This is a genomic window from Romboutsia sp. BSD2780061687b_171204_C1 (genome assembly GCF_015560225.1).
GTDB lineage: Bacteria > Bacillota > Clostridia > Peptostreptococcales > Peptostreptococcaceae > Romboutsia_C > Romboutsia_C hominis.
The window spans coordinates 303,674-320,912 of the sequence record NZ_JADMRK010000001.1 but is presented as its reverse complement, the minus strand read 5'-3'; the positions used below and the strand labels follow the sequence as shown (position 1 = coordinate 320,912).

Sequence of the window (17,239 nt, the reverse complement as noted above, 5' to 3'; positions counted from 1 at the left end):
GTATTTTTATTTTAATTTATCTCTTTTAAGAATTTAATTATACTCTTAGCAGTTTTGTTAATTTGCTCTTTTTCACTTATTAATGCTTCATTATCTCCATTTTGAAGTCCATAATCTCCAAAATAGGAATGATTAGCACCTTCTATTTCTACATAAGTAGTATTGTTGGGTAAATCTTTTTTAGAATCTATTAGTGATTCAAAGTTTACTACACCATCCTTACTTCCCCATATAGACAATACGTCTTTTGTCATATTTCTTAACTTATCAGTCATAGGATATGATGAAAGTAATACAACTCCATCTACTAAGTTGTTTTCAGCTGCAAAGCTTGAAGCAACTACTCCCCCTAAAGAATGTCCTCCTACTACCCAATGTGTTATATTTTTATATTCCTTCATTACTTTACTAGCTTCATTTTCTCCAAGAAAAGCTATATTAAGTGGCATTTTTAATATAACTACTTCATACCCAGCCTCTGATATCTCTTTGCATATTGGTGCATAAGCTTCTGGATTTATTTTAGCCCCTGGATAAAATATAAACCCTTTAGTTACATCCTTATTTTTTGGAGTAAACACTATATTTTTATCTATTTTAACTTCTACCTTCTTATCACTTATTAACGCTTCTTTTGCCAATGTTCCTGGTTCATATGTATTTCCTATCCATATAAAAAATCCTAAAAGTGATATTCCTAACATTATAGAAATTGTTATAAGTATTTTTCTTTTGATATTTTTTCTTCTTAATTCTTTTTCCTTTTGTTCAGTATGCTTATTTATCTGATCTATTATTAGTGGTCTTTCTAATTCCATAGTTATGCTAAAAGTATCGTCTGATATTCTTTCTTTTCTGTCTTTTCCCATATGCTCCCTCCATAACTCAAAATACTATTATAGTTTATCATATATAAAGTATATTTTCATTAAATTAAGTAACTATTTTTTATTAAACTATCCAGTAAAATCTTTTATCCACTCTTTTATAGACCTATCCATTTCTATTGAAAATTCTGAACTAATTTTATTTTTGTATATTAATTCACCAAAGTTTTTAGCATTTTTTTGGTTATTTTTTATCATTTTTTCTTCTTTATATTTATACATTTTATTTAAATCATCTTCATTTAATCTTTGGTATTTTTCTTCAAAAACAACATATTCTTTTTCAAATCTATCTCTATAAATCTTTTTAAAATTATCAGGATAATAGCCTAGTGTTATCATACAAGCTGGGAATGTATAGCTTGGTAAATCTAATATTTCTTTATGCTTTTCATAATTTTCCATAATATCTCCTATATAGCAACTTCCTATACCTAGGCTTTCAGCAGTTAAAACTGCATTTTGACATGCTATTATAGCATCATTTACTCCTAACATAAAATCATTTATTCCTGGTGTTTTTATACCTTTAATATCACATATCTTAAAATAGTCAAACCATTTTCTCATATCTGCTAAAAATAATAATATTACTTGTGCATTTTTTATAAATGGTTGATTATCACAAGTTTTACTTAATAATTCTTTAGTATTTTTATTTGTTATCTTTATAATAGAATACATCATCATATTTCCTGCTGTTGGCGCTTTTATTGCACTATTTATTATTAAATCTAAATGTTCTTTCTCTATCATTTTATCCTTGTATCTTCTTAATGACACTCTTTTATTTATAGTATTTATTACTTCATTCATAATATCCCCTCCCTATATAATTATATATCTATATGCAATTTATATTAATAAAAAATAAGCACCACGTAAAATTTACGTGATGCTTATTTTTTAATTTATTTTATTTCCACAACATGTGCAATATATGGAATCTATATCTATATTCATATTACATATTTCACAAGTTATATATTCTTTTTCTTCTAGCTCAAGTTCTACCTTTTTGCCACATTCTGCACAGAACTTAGCACCTTTACTTATTGTGTTCCCACACTCGCATATACTCTCTTTCATAGATTTATTCAGTTCTTCTATTATTTTCATATTTTCATATATTATTTTATCTATTTTTACTATATCATTACTTATTTCATCAAAGTCAGTATCTACGATTTCATTTTTTCTTATCTTATCATAAAGTAATATTCCCATATCTAAAAATAACCTTGCTTTTAATTCTTGATTTTCATTTATAATCTTATTTATACTATTTTTTTCTTTTATTAAATCTACTTTATCTTTAATCTTTGATACTTCACCTTCTATTTTCTCTTGTAAATTTTCCATATTTATCCTCCAATTATACTTATTCAAAATTATAAAGTTTATATCCTATAAAGGCTAATATATAGCTGTATATAAATGAACTTATAATTGTAATTATAATAGGTAATCCAAATGTAATAACATTATGATTATTTGCATTTGTAGTTAACATTCCCACACCAACATCAATTTTACTTAACATAGATATTAATACCATAATAAAAGAATACATTGTACTAAATATAAGCAATACATTTTTATCATTATTTTTAAAATTTTTCTTTAAATTACATCCAGCTATTAATATTATAAGACTTACTAATATAAATACTATTATAAATATAATCTTAGTATCAAAAAATAAATCAGAATTAAATATATTAAATATAGATATTGTATAATCACCTATAACCATAGGAATTAAATTTGCAAATCCCCACATATAAACAGATAATTGACTTACAATTATTCCTGTGTTTATATATTTCATATATTCAGATATACCAAACTCGTATAAATATGTACTATCGGATATAGTAAGTATACCAACAATTATAAATACTAATATGTAACCTATTATAAATATATTTATAACTTTTTTAAATATATTTATATATATGTTTTCTTTGCCTATTCTTTTTTTATATCCTATAGTAAATGTAGATAAAAATCCTATTAAAAAGCTATTTATAAATATACTTGTTGTAGTAAACTTTACTTTAAATAAAGTAGCTATGTTCATCATATCATATGAGTTTAATTCAATTTTTGATATCATACTTATAACTGCCATAAATAAAGCGTAAACTATTCCAACCCCTATAGAATTTATAATAAGTTCATTAGGTGTGTTACTTTTATTTTTCATAAATAATATATTACTTATAACTAAGGATATTATAGGTGCTATTAATAAAGATATTACTCCTAAATGTACGCTTACTTCACCTACACCTATTAAAGATGATGATGTTATATTAATACTACCTAAATTCATACCTAGCATTGTATGAAGTGGACTTATACTAATCCCTAATTTTCCTAAACTTATATCCATCATACCATTAAAAATTACAGATAAAATAAATAAAATCAATATAGATGATACAGAGGTTATAAATATATTAGTGCTACTAGCATAGCTTTTTATATTATTGATATTAAATTTACTTTTTTCTCCTATATTAAATAAGTTTTTATCTACTACTTTAAAAAGCTCATTGCCGCATTGTTTACAATAATTACTTCCATATTTACTTTCAGTATGGCACTTAGAACAATTCATTTCATTATTTATTTCTAGTCTATAATAATTTGAAATTTTATTTAAGATTTTCCCATCCTCTTTTGAATAATTACTATATTTTTCTTCTGTATTCATTCTTACCTCCAATACAAGCATTTAACTTATTTATTGCTATACTCATATTATCAAGTATACTATAAAACTCTAGCTAAAAGCTAGAGTTTACAATCCAATTATTCCCTTTTCTAAATTATATAATTTGTTGAATCCTTCCATATGAAGTAGATTACATGCTGTTATACTTCTATGTCCACTTCTACAGTAAACAATAACATTTTTTTCTTTGTACTCTTCTAATTCATCTATCTCAAATAATAAATTATTTAATGGTATATTTATAGAGTTTTCTATATTATTCTCTTCATATTCTTCCCTTGTCCTTATATCAATTAATATAGTATCCTCTTTTTTCATTAATTCTTTTAATTTTTTATTATCTATATTTATATAAGCCATATTATCCTCCTTAAATCTTTAATCTATCTATTTAATACCCTGAATATTTTGTTAAAAACATTGTATTAATTAACTTTTCTAGATTTCATAAGCTTAATATGTCTTATTATAAATGATATTTCCATAGTTATAGCTGCACAACTTATAAGCCTTTGAACTATATCTGTTGTATCAACTGCATAGTTATAAAAATATATAATTAATAAAATATCTATTATCAACATTATATTGTCAAGTATCTTTATCATTTTGCCTCCAATTTTTATTATGATTAATAATTATAACATAAAATATAATCTATTTTTCTATATTTTATTAAATTAGGACTTATACTACTCATATATTATTTAGATAATTTGTTAAATTTTTCTGTATATAAAGTTCGCTTATATTTAGTAACGTGTAGATAATTCGATTTAAAGCCGAATAATAAAATTAAAAGCTTAGGATATTCCCTAAGCTTTTAATTTTACTATTCAATTGTTATTGCACTTACTGGACATCCTTCACATGCTTCTTGTGCACTTTCTTGTAAATCCTCACTTATTTCTCCTTCTATAGCTACTGCTAATCCATCATTATCCATATCAAATACTTCTGGGCATATTCCTACACATGCTCCACATCCTATACATACGTCTTTATCTACAAATGCTTTCATTTTAAAGCCTCCTATTTAATTTGTTTACATTATGTATATATCCATATTGTGATGGTCTAAACAGATTTTTTTATATAACTAATTTTTTATTTATTTTTTAAGTATTATTATAATATAAAAAGCACTAAACATAAGTCTAGTGCTTTAATATATAAATATTAGAATTCAGCATTTTTAGGAGTTCTTGGGAATGGTATTACGTCTCTTATATTAGACATTCCTGTCATGTACATTATTATTCTTTCAAATCCTAGTCCAAATCCTGAGTGAGTAGCTGTTCCGAACTTTCTAAGTTCTAAGTACCACCAGTAATCTTCCTTGTTTAATCCCATTTCTTCTATTCTTTCTAATAGTTTTTCTTCTCTTTCTTCTCTTTGAGAACCTCCAACTATTTCTCCTACTCCTGGAACTAATAAATCCATTGCTCTAACAGTCTTTCCATCTTCATTCATTCTCATATAGAATGCTTTTATGTCCTTTGGATAATCAGTAACAAATACTGGAGCTTTAAATATTTGTTCTGTTAAATATCTTTCATGTTCTGTTTGAAGATCATCTCCCCAATTAACTGGGTATTCAAATTCATGTCCGCTTTCTTGTAACATTTTAACAGCATCTGTATAAGTAAGTCTCTTAAATTCAGAGTTTACTACGTTGTTTAATCTATCTAATAATCCTTTGTCTATAAAGTTATTGAAGAATTCCATTTCTTCTGGAGCATTTTCCATTACGTAGTTTATTACGTATTTTATCATGTCTTCAGCAAGTTCCATATTGTCTTCTAAGTCTGCAAAACATATTTCAGGTTCTATCATCCAGAATTCTGATGCATGTCTTTGAGTAAATGAGTTTTCAGCTCTAAAAGTTGGTCCAAATGTATAAACATTTCTAAATGCAAGTGCCATTATTTCTGCATTTAATTGACCACTAACTGTTAAGTTAGCTTCTTTCCCAAAGAAGTCTTTAGAATAGTCTATATCTCCTTCTTCATTCTTAGGTATGTTGTTTAAATCCATAGTAGTTATTCTAAACATTTCTCCTGCACCCTCACAGTCACTTCCTGTTATGATTGGAGAATGTGCATACACGAAGTTTCTATCTTGGAAGAACTTATGTATAGCGTATGCTGCTAAACTTCTTACTCTAAATACAGCAGAGAAAGTGTTACTTCTTGGTCTTAAGTGAGCTATTGTTCTTAGATACTCTAATGTATGTCTTTTCTTTTGTAATGGATATGAAGAATCTGATTCTCCTTCTACTACTACTTTAGTAGCATGTATTTCAACTGGTTGTTTAGCACCTTCTGTTGATACTAATTCTCCTTCTACAAGTATTGATGAACTTATTGGTAATTTAGATATTTCTTTGAAATTCTCTAATTTATCTTCAGCTATTACTATTTGCATATTCTTAAAGAAACTTCCATCGTTTAACTCTATAAATCCAAAGTTTTTAGATGCTCTAGATAATCTTATCCATCCAGCTACATTTACAGTTTTACCTACATACTCTTCTTTTTTTCTGTACAATTCTTTGATTTCTATAAATTCTTTTTGCATTTTGTTTCCTCCATATTTTATTTTTTATATTACTTATTTTATTTATTGCTAAAATATTTATTATTTTGTATTAAAAAAGCCCTTCATTCCCATAAAAAGGGACGAAAGGCTGTTGCTCTCGCGGTACCACCCTAATTGCCAAAATTGGCCTCTTAGTAAGCATTGCTTATAGTCTATAACGGGACTTCCCGTCTAAGTCTACTCTCTTTCAAGATTTCGGTTAGAAACTCCGAGATGTTATTCAATATAAACTTCGTATTGAGCTTTCACCATCCTCAACTCGCTATGACTACCTTTTATATTTACTCTTCTCTTCACAGTCTATTATTGTTATATTATTTCAACTATTTAAAAAGATTATACCAACTTATATTTTTTTAGTCAATAATTTATTTTCTAAATAATTATCACAAATGTTTAATACTATATTTATTTATCAATAATATTAGCTAGGAGGTGCATTGCTTGAAATATCTATTTATATTTTTATTTATAATAACATTTATATCACCATCAGTTGATAAAGAATATTCTTCTAATATCATACGCTCATCTATTTATAATTACATAACTTCCCTAGATAGAGCTAAAGATTATTTAGTAGAGAATGTTTCATTTTTTTCAAAACTATCTAAAGTAGCCTATAAAAAAGCATATGATAAAGTTATGAAAGATAGGATACTAGTTAAACACTTAGTTTTATCCGGCGAGACTTTAGACGATATAATAAAAATTTATAATTCTGATATTGAGAATATTGAATATTTTAGATTAGTAGCTCTTAATGAAAATCCTGATACCATTTCCAAAGATTATCAAATATCTTATGGTGATTATATACTCGTTCCTAGTGAATAATTTATATTTTATGTAGACCTATTAAAATAGGTCTACTCATCTTAATATTTTAGCTAATTGTATAAATGTGTTTTTTAAATCAAGTACCCCATAACCTCTTGTTACATTTGGATATATATATAGATCTTTTTTTCTTGCTCCAAGCATTAAGTAAGTTTTTAAAACTTCTGTGAATAATAAATTTCGGCTAAATGCACTTTGACTTGTTATATATTCCATAAGTATAGCTACAACTCCACTTACCATAGAACTGCTTACTCCTGTACCCGTTGATGTGGTATAGCTTCCATTTTTAGATGGAGATATTATATCAACCCCTGGTGCTAATAAATCTGGCTTTATAGGTCTACCTCTTACTGGGCCTTTTGATGAACCTATCCATACACTATCAATCTTATCATCATAGGCTCCTATAGTTATTGCATTTGAAATTGCACCAAACAAAGTTATGGTTACAAATGAATTTGGATCTGTAAATCTAGTTTCATTAGAGATTAAGTTTTTATTGGGTAAATACACATCGTACAATCCATCTATAATAAATTCTGGAAATAACCTTAAAGTCCATACTCCTGGTTTAACATTATTTAATTTTATTGTTAATTCTTGAGTCGCTGATTTTATCCAAGGATATAGATATCTAATTTCATAAGATGTATCTTCTATATTAAATTTACCTTTATATGTATAATCATCTGGAGCATATACAACTTTATAGCTTATTTCACCTGATGGTGATATTATTGAAGCTGCTATTTTATCAGGACCTGCAACACTTAATGTTATATCTAAGTTTATTTGCTCTCCAACTTGAATTGGTATATCTTGAATATCATCTATACTATTTATTTTTCCTTGGTAGTGTATATCAGTATTTCCTTCGTTTCCTGCCCCACTAACTACTATTACACCCCTTCCTCTTAAATCATTAAAAGTATCTAGTAATGTAGCTACTACTACAGACCTTGATCTTTCCCCTAAAGTTAAATTAATGATCATGTTTTTTTCTTCTTTTCTAGCTATATCTATAGCATATTTTACTCCTGCTAAGAAGTCTGATAGTTCATAATTAATTTTTCCTTCTTTATAAGTATCTTTATATGATTTTAGCTTTATTACTAATAATTCACTATCTACTGCTACCCCTTTGTATTCTCTATTTAAGTTTCCCCTGCCACATGCTATTCCTGAAGCCACAGTACCAGTTCCAATATTATCTTTACTTAAACTTGGATCACTATTTCTTATATACTCATTTATAATATCTTTTTTAAACTCGCTTCCAAATAATAATCCTATTGGAGGGTTCCCCATTTGACTTTCTTGATCCCATATAGATACTATTTTTGTAGTACCATCTGAGTTTATAAAATCAGGATGTAGATAGTCTATGCCAGAGTCTATAATTGTAATTATACATCCTTTTCCTGATGTTTTTATATATGGGTTTTTATCAACATAATCAATACCTGATGCTATTTTTACACTTATTCCACTTTCTAAATTATCAGTTATATCAATTAATGAACTCATAGGTACTGATGGTATCCAATCTGATATGCTTTTTATACTTTTTAATGTCTCTTCTTCAAAACTTTCATCAACATAAATTGATGCTATTTGATTATTTAATATAATATATTTATCTATGTTATATAAATTTAAATCAGTCTCTAAACGTTCTAAATTATCATAAACAATCACATATGATTTTTCCATATAAATATATTCTCCCTAAAATTACCTTAATTGTTCAAACAATCCTCTTATATCTAACTCTCCATATCCATAACTATAATTAGGATATACAACATCTTGATTTCTTCTAGCTCCTGCAGTTAGATATGTTCTTATCTTTTGTACGAATGCTTTATTTTCATAATTCCCATTTACTTGTATATATTGAAGAAATAATGCGACTGCTCCTGATGTGTATGCCGATGCTATGCCAGTTCCTGTCCCTGTTGCATATGTTTTATTTATATATGGACCTATTATATTTACGCCAGGTGCTACTATATCTGGCTTTAACAATGATTCTATGGTAGGTCCTCTTGATGATGGTGCCCATAGACTATTATTTATAGTATCATATGCTCCTACACTTATTACATCATCTAATGTAGATGGATAGTTTATTGTACTTGATGGGTCACTCTTTGAAAATTTAGTTCCTGGTTTGATGAATTTTCTATTTTCTAGGTACATATTATATATTCCATTTGTTATATATGCTCCTATTAATCTAATTTTCCAAATTCCTCTTTTAACATCAATTAAATTTATTACTGTTCTTTGCTGGCCTGAGTAAGAAAATGGATACGAAAAAGATATTGTGTATCTAGTATTTTCTAAGTTAAATAATCCACTTATAATATTGTAATCAGAAACAAAAGCAACCTTACTTTCATCTCCACTTGGAGATATTATATATAAATCGATTTTATCTGGTCTATTTACCCATAACTCTATATTTAAAATTTCCTCATCTTCCTCTACGTCTATCTCTACATCTTGTGTTTCCCCATTGAATTCAATTTTTCCTGATGCATGCGTCTGTGTATTACCTTCATTTCCTACTGCTATTACTTGGCATAATCCATGCTCAAAAAACAACTTATCTGTAGAAAGCCTAGAGCTCATCCCTACTAAACTATTATTTCCCAAAGAAACATTATTAACAAGAGGTTTTCTTTCTTGTCTCGCTTTTTGATACATATATTCCATGGCCGCTATTAAATAGCCATTATTATAATCATTTTCTATTTTCTTTAATTTTACTATTATTAGATCTGATTCTTCTGCTACTCCTTTATACTTAGGGTTTATATTTCCTAATCCTGTGCATATTCCACTTATCATGGTTCCTGTACCTTCTTCATCTACTGATAAAGAAGCATCTTCTTCTAAAATTGCTTTATTTATATCTTCTCTGTTATATTCTGTACCTATATAAAATCCATTTGGTGCTTTTCCTTCTTTTGTTTGATCCCATAGATATAAAATTTTAGATGTTTTATCTGGATATATAAAATCTGGATGTAGATAATCAATCCCAGAATCTGCAATACCAATTATAACTCCTTTGCCACTTATTGATATATTAGGGTTATCTTTAATAAAATTTGCACCTATATCTTCGTTAGCCACAACACCATTAAAAGTTCCTAGATTTATATTTATTAATGATGCTAATCGAATACTAGGTTCTAATCTATATAACGATTTTATATCAATAACATCACTAATATCACTAATATCACTAATACCATTAAGTTCATTATTCTCCGCGAATAATATTCCAAAGTTTTCTGAAATTTTTTCAAACTTAAATTTATCTCCAAATTTTTTTAAATCATCTTCAAAACCTTCTCCATAAATCACATTTCCTACTAAAGTGTAATTTGCTCTAAATTCTTTTTTCATAGTATTTATATCACCCCCATATATGTCAATATTTTATTATTAAAAGTTTCTAAATAAAATTTTTTAATCATCTTTATAAAAAAGTATGCTTTAAATTCTTAAAGCATACTTTTTTTATTATAATCTACTTCCATTATCAACCCACTCTTTAGCATTTTCTACATTATTTAAAGATGGGATTGATACATTAGTTACTTCTTGTAGTTCCTGTGTATTTGCCCAAGCAGCTGTGCTCTCTTGATTTGTTGGCCTATTTGATTTTAATCTTTTGTTATTTTCTCCACTTAATGCTTTACTTTTTTCATTTTGCAAAACTATCACCTCTTTTCATTTTTAGTTTTTGCATTATTTCTTATAAAATACGCTTTATTCAAAGTTATTTGAAATAGAAATAATGGTATCTTTGAGATTTAAAACTCCATATCCTTGAGATACATTTGGGAATGTATATATCTCATTCTTAGTCGCACCAAGCATTAAATATGTTTTTAACTGTTGAGTATATAATGCTTCTTCATACTCATTAGTTTGTTCTTTTATAAACTCCATCATTAATGCTAATACTCCACTTACTACTGATGAACTTACTCCAGTACCTGTCGCTGTATTATATGACTTGTCTTTGTATGTGGAAATTATATCAACACATGGCGCTATTATATCTGGTTTTATCCCCCCATTTTTTACAGGTCCTTTTGATGAACCTATCCATAGGCTATCAGTCCTTCCATTGTATCCACCTATTGTTATTACACTTTCTTGTGTTGCATACATAGTTAGAGTTGCTACTGAATCTGGATCTAGAAATCTAGTATTTTCAGACATTAAATTTTTATTTGGCAAATATAAATCATACTCACCTCTAATTATAAATTCAGGTGCAAGTCTTACATTCCATATACCAGGCTTAACGTCTAGTAGTCTTATTATTAATTCTTGATGTCCTGATTCTAGCCATGGATAAGTAAATTTCATTTCATAGGCTGTGTCTTCTAAGTTAAACTTTCCTCTATATACGTAAAAATCTGGAGAATACATTATTTGATAGCTTACTTCTCCGCCTGGAGATATTATTGATGCCCCAATCTTATCTGGACCAACTGCCACTATTGTTATGTCTAAATTTAACTGTTCTCCTACTTGAATTGTTATATCATTTTTTTCTTCTAAAGATGTAATTATTCCTTGATAATGTATATCTGTATTTCCTTCATTTCCTGCACCACTTACTACTATAATTCCTGGTTTATCTATATCCGAAAATGTTTCTAACATAGTAAGATTTACTATTGATTTTGACATAAGACCTACTGTAAGATTTATTATTAATTCTTTTTTCTCTTTTTTAGCTATATCTAAAACATACTTTATTGCAGCTAAAAAATCTGTTTTTTCATAATTTGTTGTACCTTTTTTGTATCTATCTTTGTATTCTCTAAGTTTTACTATTATTAGTTCACTATCTACGGCCACACCTTTATATTCTCTATTTAACCTTCCATTACCTGATGCAATTCCAGCTGCCATTGTTCCTGTACCCATATTATCTTTAGTTAACGTATCATCATTTTCTTTTATAGCTTGATTTATTTCATCTCTTGTAAATTCACTTCCATATAATAATCCTTTTGGAGGATTTTTTTTCATACTTTCTTGGTCCCATATCGATACTATCCTTGTTGTACCATCTAAATTTATAAAATCTGGGTGTAAGTAATCTATTCCAGAGTCTATTATAGCTATTAATATACCTTTTCCTGTAATATTTATATACGGATTTTTATAAATATAATCAGTTCCAGCAGCGCTAGTAGTACTTTCTCCTTCACTCATATTATTTGTTATATCTATTAATGAACTCATTGGAGCTGAATTTTGCCACCATGCAATAGTATCTATTTTAGTTAATTTTAATTCATCAAAATCTATAGGAACATATATTACTAATATAGTATCATTTAATATTATATATTTTTCTATTTGATTTTTTAATAAATCATTTATTACTTCATCTAAACTACCTTGATACACTATAATATAAGATTTTTCCACAGTGATTTTACTCCCTATCTAACTTTATTTTAATTGATTAAACATTCCAATTATATCTAGCTCTCCATATCCATAACTTTCATTTGGATAAATTATTTCCTTATTTCTTTTTGCACCTGCCTGAAGAAAAGTTCTTATCATTGTTGTGAATGATTTTTGTTTATAATAGCCTTCAACTAATGTGTACTGTAAGTAAAAACTAACAGCTCCAGATACATACGCAGCTGATGCTGCAGTTCCAGTTATAGTGGCATACTTATTATCTGGGTATGTTGATATTATGTTTACCCCTGGAGCTATTATGTCTGGCCTTAACAAACCATTTATAGTTGGTCCTCTTGAAGTAGGTGGCCATAAACTATTATTTATTATGTTATATGCTCCTACTGATATAACATCACTATATGTAGAAGGATAATTTATAGTATTATTTGGACTTGAATCTCTAAACTGAGTCCCTGGTTTTATAAGCACTCTATTTGGTAGATATATATTATAGATTCCATTACTTATGTATTCTCCTCTTAATCTAATCTTCCATACACCTTTTGTTACATTCTTTAGTCTTATTATAGTTTTTTGCTGACCTGAAAACGATGTTGGATATATATAAGTTATTGCATACCATGTACCTTCAAAATCAAATATTCCCGTTACTTCATTAAAATTTTCAACTTCAATGAACTTACTTACTTCTCCACTTGGTGATATTACTGCTACACTAGCCTTATCTGGTTTATTTATCCATAAATTAATATCAAGAAATTCTTCATCTTCAGCAAGTTCCAATTCTATATCTTGCTCATCTCCATTAAAATTAATCACTCCTGTAGCATGAGTTCTAGTATTGCCTTCATTTCCAACTGCAGATACAAGGCATACTCCTCTACTAAATAATGGTGTATCTGATAATATCCTCTGTGTAGCTCCTACTACGTCATTACTTCCTAAAGATATATTTATTACCAAAGGCATTTTCGCTTCTGCTGCTTTTTTATAGGCATAATCCATCGCAGCTTCTACAAGTGCATTATTATAATTTCCATCAATTTTTTTTAGTTTTACGATTATCAACTCTGCATCTGGAGCTACACCTTCATATCGTTTATCTATATTTCCAAGTCCTGCACATATACCACTTAACATTGTACCTGTTCCCTCTTCATCTACTGACAAAGACTTATCATTTTCTAAAATTGCTTTATTTATTTCTTCTCTTGTATATTCTGTACCTATATAAAACTCATTTGGTGGTCTACCATCTTTAGTTTGATCCCATAAATATAATATTTTAGATGTTCTGTCTGGATATATAAAATCTTCATGTAAGTAATCTATTCCAGAATCGATTATAGCTATTAATACACCTTTACCGGTTAAATTTATATTTATATTATCTTTAAAAAAATTTGCACCAATTTCCTCTGTGGCTACAACTCCGTTCTCTATCCCTCTAGTTATAGTTCCTAGTGAGTTCATTGTTATTATAGGTTCTGAGGTTTTATAAGAGCTTAAACGTTTTATTGTACTAATCTTATTTTGTTCTCCTAAAGGTATCATTAATATTCCATTTTTATCACTTATAGGATAAAACTTATAATCTAAATTTGTTTTTTTTAATTCTTCTTCAAATCCAGGTCCATGAAAAATTTGAATATATGTTTTTATATCGTCTGGAATTTCTAGTCTTCTAAGCTTTTTCGCTTTTTTTTTATTACTTCTATATAAAAAATCGTATTCATTATTCATTTGAGACATACTACTCAAATCTACATTTGATAAATCAAAAAGGCCGTATCCCATAGAGTTATTTGGGTATCTATATACAGGGTTTCTTCTAGCTTCCTTTATAAGAAATGCTCTTAACTTTTGACCATAAAAAAATAAATCATTTCTATTTACAATTCCCCATTCCATTAAGAGCGCTGCCGAGCCAGTCACATGTGGAGTAGCCATACTCGTTCCTGTTAAAGCACCTAAACTCCCACCTGGTAATACTGATAGTATATCTTCTCCTGGAGCTAGTAAGTCTGGCTTAATTACATTTCTTTCTATATCCCCTTCTCCTGAGAATACAGATACATTGTCAGTTCTTGAGTTAAAACTTCCAACAGTTATTACCTTACTTGCAGTTCCTGGAACAGTTACAGTCAAATTTTTATCTGCACCTAAAAATCTAGTATCTTTGCTTATTCCTTCTGACGTTGGTAGGTATATATTTACATTTCCTACGACTACATCTATAGGCGTAAATACCAATTTCCATATTCCCGCATTTATAAATGTATTCGATGTCATTTGAAGAGTAACCCTTCTTATAAGAGAATATGGTGCTATAGGGTAAAAGTATCCTTTTATTCTAGTTGCACCTATTATATTTCTTATTTCTCCTGATGTTAATGATATTTCTTGCGTTTTAGCGTTAGATGGACTTACCAACCTAACACTAAAATTATCAATAAAGTCAGGCCATATATTTATATTTAGTATCTTTTCTGAATCACCTACTACAAATTCAACTTCAACTTCTCTATCTTGCTTTATGTTTATATTTCTATGTCCGCCTTTGTCTGCATTATTTCCAGCTGCAACAACTATATTATTCTTCCAAAATGAACACATATCATCTATATATTGTTCAAATAACGATAATCCTCTATGAGATCCTTCATTACTACCATAGCTTATATTTATAACAATTGGCATTAATAGTTCTAATGCTTTATTTAATACAAATTTTATAGCCCTCATAAACTCTGTACTTCTAGAAAAAACATCAGTTGATCTATTTCCAACTCTTACAACTATTAATTTAGCTTCATTTGCAATTTGAGCGCATATCCCTGCTACATGAGTTCCATGGGCACTAGTTGCAGATACCGGTATTATCTTTTCTCCTCTTATTGCACTATTTATATCTTCATTTGTATAAAGAGTACCATTTCTAAATCCTTCTGGAGGGTTTCCCTGTATTGATTGGTCCCAATAATAAAGTATTTTTGAATTTCCCTGATTATCTTTAAATACATCTAAATTGTAATCTATCCCCGAATCAATGATACCTATTATTGTTCCTTTTCCACTTAGATTATTTAAATTCTTAAACCTAGTTATTCCAGTTCTCGAAAAACTTTGTACATCTTGAGTGGTTAATATAAATGGTTTTTCTATAAATACTATTTGAGGATAATTAAGTAGCGCATCAATTTTTTCTGCACTATCAGCTGTTATTATGGCGTAATTATATTCTAAAATTTCTACGAATACCCCTAATTCTTGTTGTATAAACGAAATATCTCCATTATATCTGACAATTACTTCAAATTCGATAAAAACACCCCCTATGCTTATACCTATATTTATTTTTGCTATTTCTAATATTTATAATATATATGTATGTATTTATGCTAAATTTATTGTATAATACATATATTGATTTATTTTAAATCAATTAAGATAAAATATTAGATTAGAAAGGATGTATTAATTTGAAAAATAAAAAAATTAATCTAAGTCTCGTACTTACATTAGTAGTTTCTTATATAATAATAAAACTTATAGATAATTATCAGTACTTCTTAGGTATTTTGAAAGTTTTATTTTCGCTTTTAACTCCATTTGTTATAGCATTTGTATTAGCATATATATTCACTCCTATTGTTAGTTTCTTAGAAAATAAGTTTAAGATTAAAAGGATATTTGCTTTATGTATAACATATGGATTTTTACTTCTTATAATAGGTTCTTTCATATTCATTACAGTACCTATATTAATAAGTAGTTTAGCAGATATAATAAGTCAAGTTCCTTTATATGCTGAAAAGACTCAAACTTTTCTTATACAGATTGGTGATAGCTTAAAAAATGTTGATCCAAATACTTTAAAATCAGTAGGAGATAAACTATTTTCTGCTATGCCACAAATAAGTAATTTACTAATAGGATATTTAGGACAAGTATTTTCAACTACATTCTCAATATCTAAATTTATTGTACAATTTGTATTAGCGTTTATAATATGCTTTTACATTATTCTCGAAAAAGAAGATTTCTTTTCATTTTATAAAAAGACTCTAAACGTAATATTTGGTCAAAAGTTTTGTAATTTAACTTTAGATATTGGAAGTACCTTAAACGAAAATATAGGTAAATATTTCACAGGAAAAATAATAGATTCTGCTATAGTTGGTTTAATATCAGGTATAGGTCTTCAGCTTATTGGGTCTCCATATTCTTTATTATTTGGAGTTTTAATGGGAGTTACAAACTTAATTCCTTATTTTGGACCTGTTATTGGTATGACACCAGTCGTATTAATAAATATATTTTATAACCCTAGTATAGCAATATTTTCATTAGTATATTTAATGCTGGTTCAACAAGTTGAGATTGCCTTTATAGAACCTAAAATAGTCGGTGGTCAGCTAGGGCTTAGTCCATTTTTAACTATACTTGCTGTAACAATTGGTGGCGGTTTTTTTGGTATACCAGGTATGATTTTATCAGTTCCTATAATGGGTGTTATAAAGATATATCTTAATAAATTTTTTGATTATAAACAAAATCAACTAAATATATAAAAAATGAGTAGCATATGCTACTCATTTTTTATATATTTACTGTTTATGTATAAATTAATTACGATATTGTAATCATAAGTAACAGGGGTGTAACTATTATATTTTGATAATTA

At 27.7% G+C, this 17,239-nt stretch carries 15 protein-coding genes and 1 other annotated feature; of the genes, 2 read left to right on the top strand and 13 right to left on the bottom strand.

The genetic code is table 11. The annotated features are described in order from the left end of the window. Positions 1 to 11: 11 nt before the first annotated feature. The 8 genes from I2H23_RS01645 to asnS all read right to left on the bottom strand — a co-directional run bounded on the left by I2H23_RS01645 (position 12) and on the right by asnS (position 6,210). Positions 12 to 869: an alpha/beta hydrolase gene (locus I2H23_RS01645; RefSeq protein ID WP_195580917.1), complete on the bottom strand. Its 858-nt coding sequence runs from the start codon at positions 867 to 869 to the stop codon at positions 12 to 14. Between the two features lie 87 nt (positions 870 to 956). Beyond that, positions 957 to 1,703 (bottom strand): nitroreductase family protein, encoded by a 747-nt coding sequence (locus I2H23_RS01640; protein ID WP_207741681.1) that lies wholly within the window; start codon positions 1,701 to 1,703, stop codon positions 957 to 959. Positions 1,704 to 1,793: 90 nt separating this feature from the next. Then, on the bottom strand, positions 1,794 to 2,249 hold the full coding sequence (locus I2H23_RS01635) for a double zinc ribbon domain-containing protein (RefSeq protein ID WP_092926772.1): 456 nt from the start codon (positions 2,247 to 2,249) through the stop codon (positions 1,794 to 1,796). A 19-nt stretch (positions 2,250 to 2,268) separates the two neighbouring features. After that, complete coding sequence (locus tag I2H23_RS01630) at positions 2,269 to 3,609, bottom strand: hypothetical protein (RefSeq protein ID WP_195580916.1); 1,341 nt, start codon at positions 3,607 to 3,609, stop codon at positions 2,269 to 2,271. A gap of 87 nt (positions 3,610 to 3,696) precedes the next feature. Next, the gene (locus I2H23_RS01625; RefSeq protein WP_092926775.1) at positions 3,697 to 3,990 is read right to left on the bottom strand and encodes a rhodanese-like domain-containing protein; all 294 of its coding nucleotides are present in this window, start codon (positions 3,988 to 3,990) and stop codon (positions 3,697 to 3,699) included. A 65-nt stretch (positions 3,991 to 4,055) separates the two neighbouring features. Next, on the bottom strand, positions 4,056 to 4,238 hold the full coding sequence (locus tag I2H23_RS01620) for a hypothetical protein (protein ID WP_092926777.1): 183 nt from the start codon (positions 4,236 to 4,238) through the stop codon (positions 4,056 to 4,058). Between the two features lie 224 nt (positions 4,239 to 4,462). After that, a complete protein-coding gene (locus I2H23_RS01615; protein ID WP_092926779.1) occupies positions 4,463 to 4,651 on the bottom strand; it encodes a ferredoxin in 189 nt (62 codons plus the stop codon). Between the two features lie 158 nt (positions 4,652 to 4,809). Next, positions 4,810 to 6,210: an asparagine--tRNA ligase gene (gene asnS / locus I2H23_RS01610; RefSeq protein WP_195580915.1), complete on the bottom strand. Its 1,401-nt coding sequence runs from the start codon at positions 6,208 to 6,210 to the stop codon at positions 4,810 to 4,812. 94 nt (positions 6,211 to 6,304) lie between these two features. After that, positions 6,305 to 6,537 (bottom strand) — a binding site (T-box leader). A 138-nt stretch (positions 6,538 to 6,675) separates the two neighbouring features. On the opposite strand from asnS, the gene I2H23_RS01605 reads away from it, so the two are divergent. Beyond that, a complete protein-coding gene (locus I2H23_RS01605) occupies positions 6,676 to 7,068 on the top strand; it encodes a hypothetical protein (protein WP_195580914.1) in 393 nt (130 codons plus the stop codon). Between the two features lie 36 nt (positions 7,069 to 7,104). Here the strand turns inward: I2H23_RS01605 and cspC (I2H23_RS01600) are convergent, their stop codons facing one another. The 5 genes from cspC (I2H23_RS01600) to cspBA all read right to left on the bottom strand — a co-directional run bounded on the left by cspC (I2H23_RS01600) (position 7,105) and on the right by cspBA (position 15,876). After that, the gene (cspC, locus tag I2H23_RS01600) at positions 7,105 to 8,787 is read right to left on the bottom strand and encodes a bile acid germinant receptor pseudoprotease CspC (protein ID WP_195580913.1); all 1,683 of its coding nucleotides are present in this window, start codon (positions 8,785 to 8,787) and stop codon (positions 7,105 to 7,107) included. A 21-nt stretch (positions 8,788 to 8,808) separates the two neighbouring features. Further along, positions 8,809 to 10,494: a S8 family peptidase gene (locus I2H23_RS01595; RefSeq protein ID WP_195580912.1), complete on the bottom strand. Its 1,686-nt coding sequence runs from the start codon at positions 10,492 to 10,494 to the stop codon at positions 8,809 to 8,811. Positions 10,495 to 10,611: 117 nt separating this feature from the next. Next, a complete protein-coding gene (locus I2H23_RS01590) occupies positions 10,612 to 10,806 on the bottom strand; it encodes a CDIF630_02480 family spore surface protein (protein WP_092926787.1) in 195 nt (64 codons plus the stop codon). A gap of 54 nt (positions 10,807 to 10,860) precedes the next feature. Beyond that, positions 10,861 to 12,546, bottom strand: a complete 1,686-nt coding sequence (cspC, locus tag I2H23_RS01585; RefSeq protein ID WP_195236911.1) for a bile acid germinant receptor pseudoprotease CspC — start codon at positions 12,544 to 12,546, stop codon at positions 10,861 to 10,863. A gap of 24 nt (positions 12,547 to 12,570) precedes the next feature. After that, a complete protein-coding gene (cspBA, locus tag I2H23_RS15410) occupies positions 12,571 to 15,876 on the bottom strand; it encodes a bifunctional germination protease/germinant receptor pseudoprotease CspBA (protein ID WP_271932900.1) in 3,306 nt (1,101 codons plus the stop codon). Positions 15,877 to 16,034: 158 nt separating this feature from the next. Between cspBA and I2H23_RS01575 the strand changes: the two genes are divergently transcribed. Next, positions 16,035 to 17,126, top strand: a complete 1,092-nt coding sequence (locus I2H23_RS01575) for an AI-2E family transporter (RefSeq protein WP_092926793.1) — start codon at positions 16,035 to 16,037, stop codon at positions 17,124 to 17,126. Positions 17,127 to 17,239 lie beyond the last annotated feature (113 nt).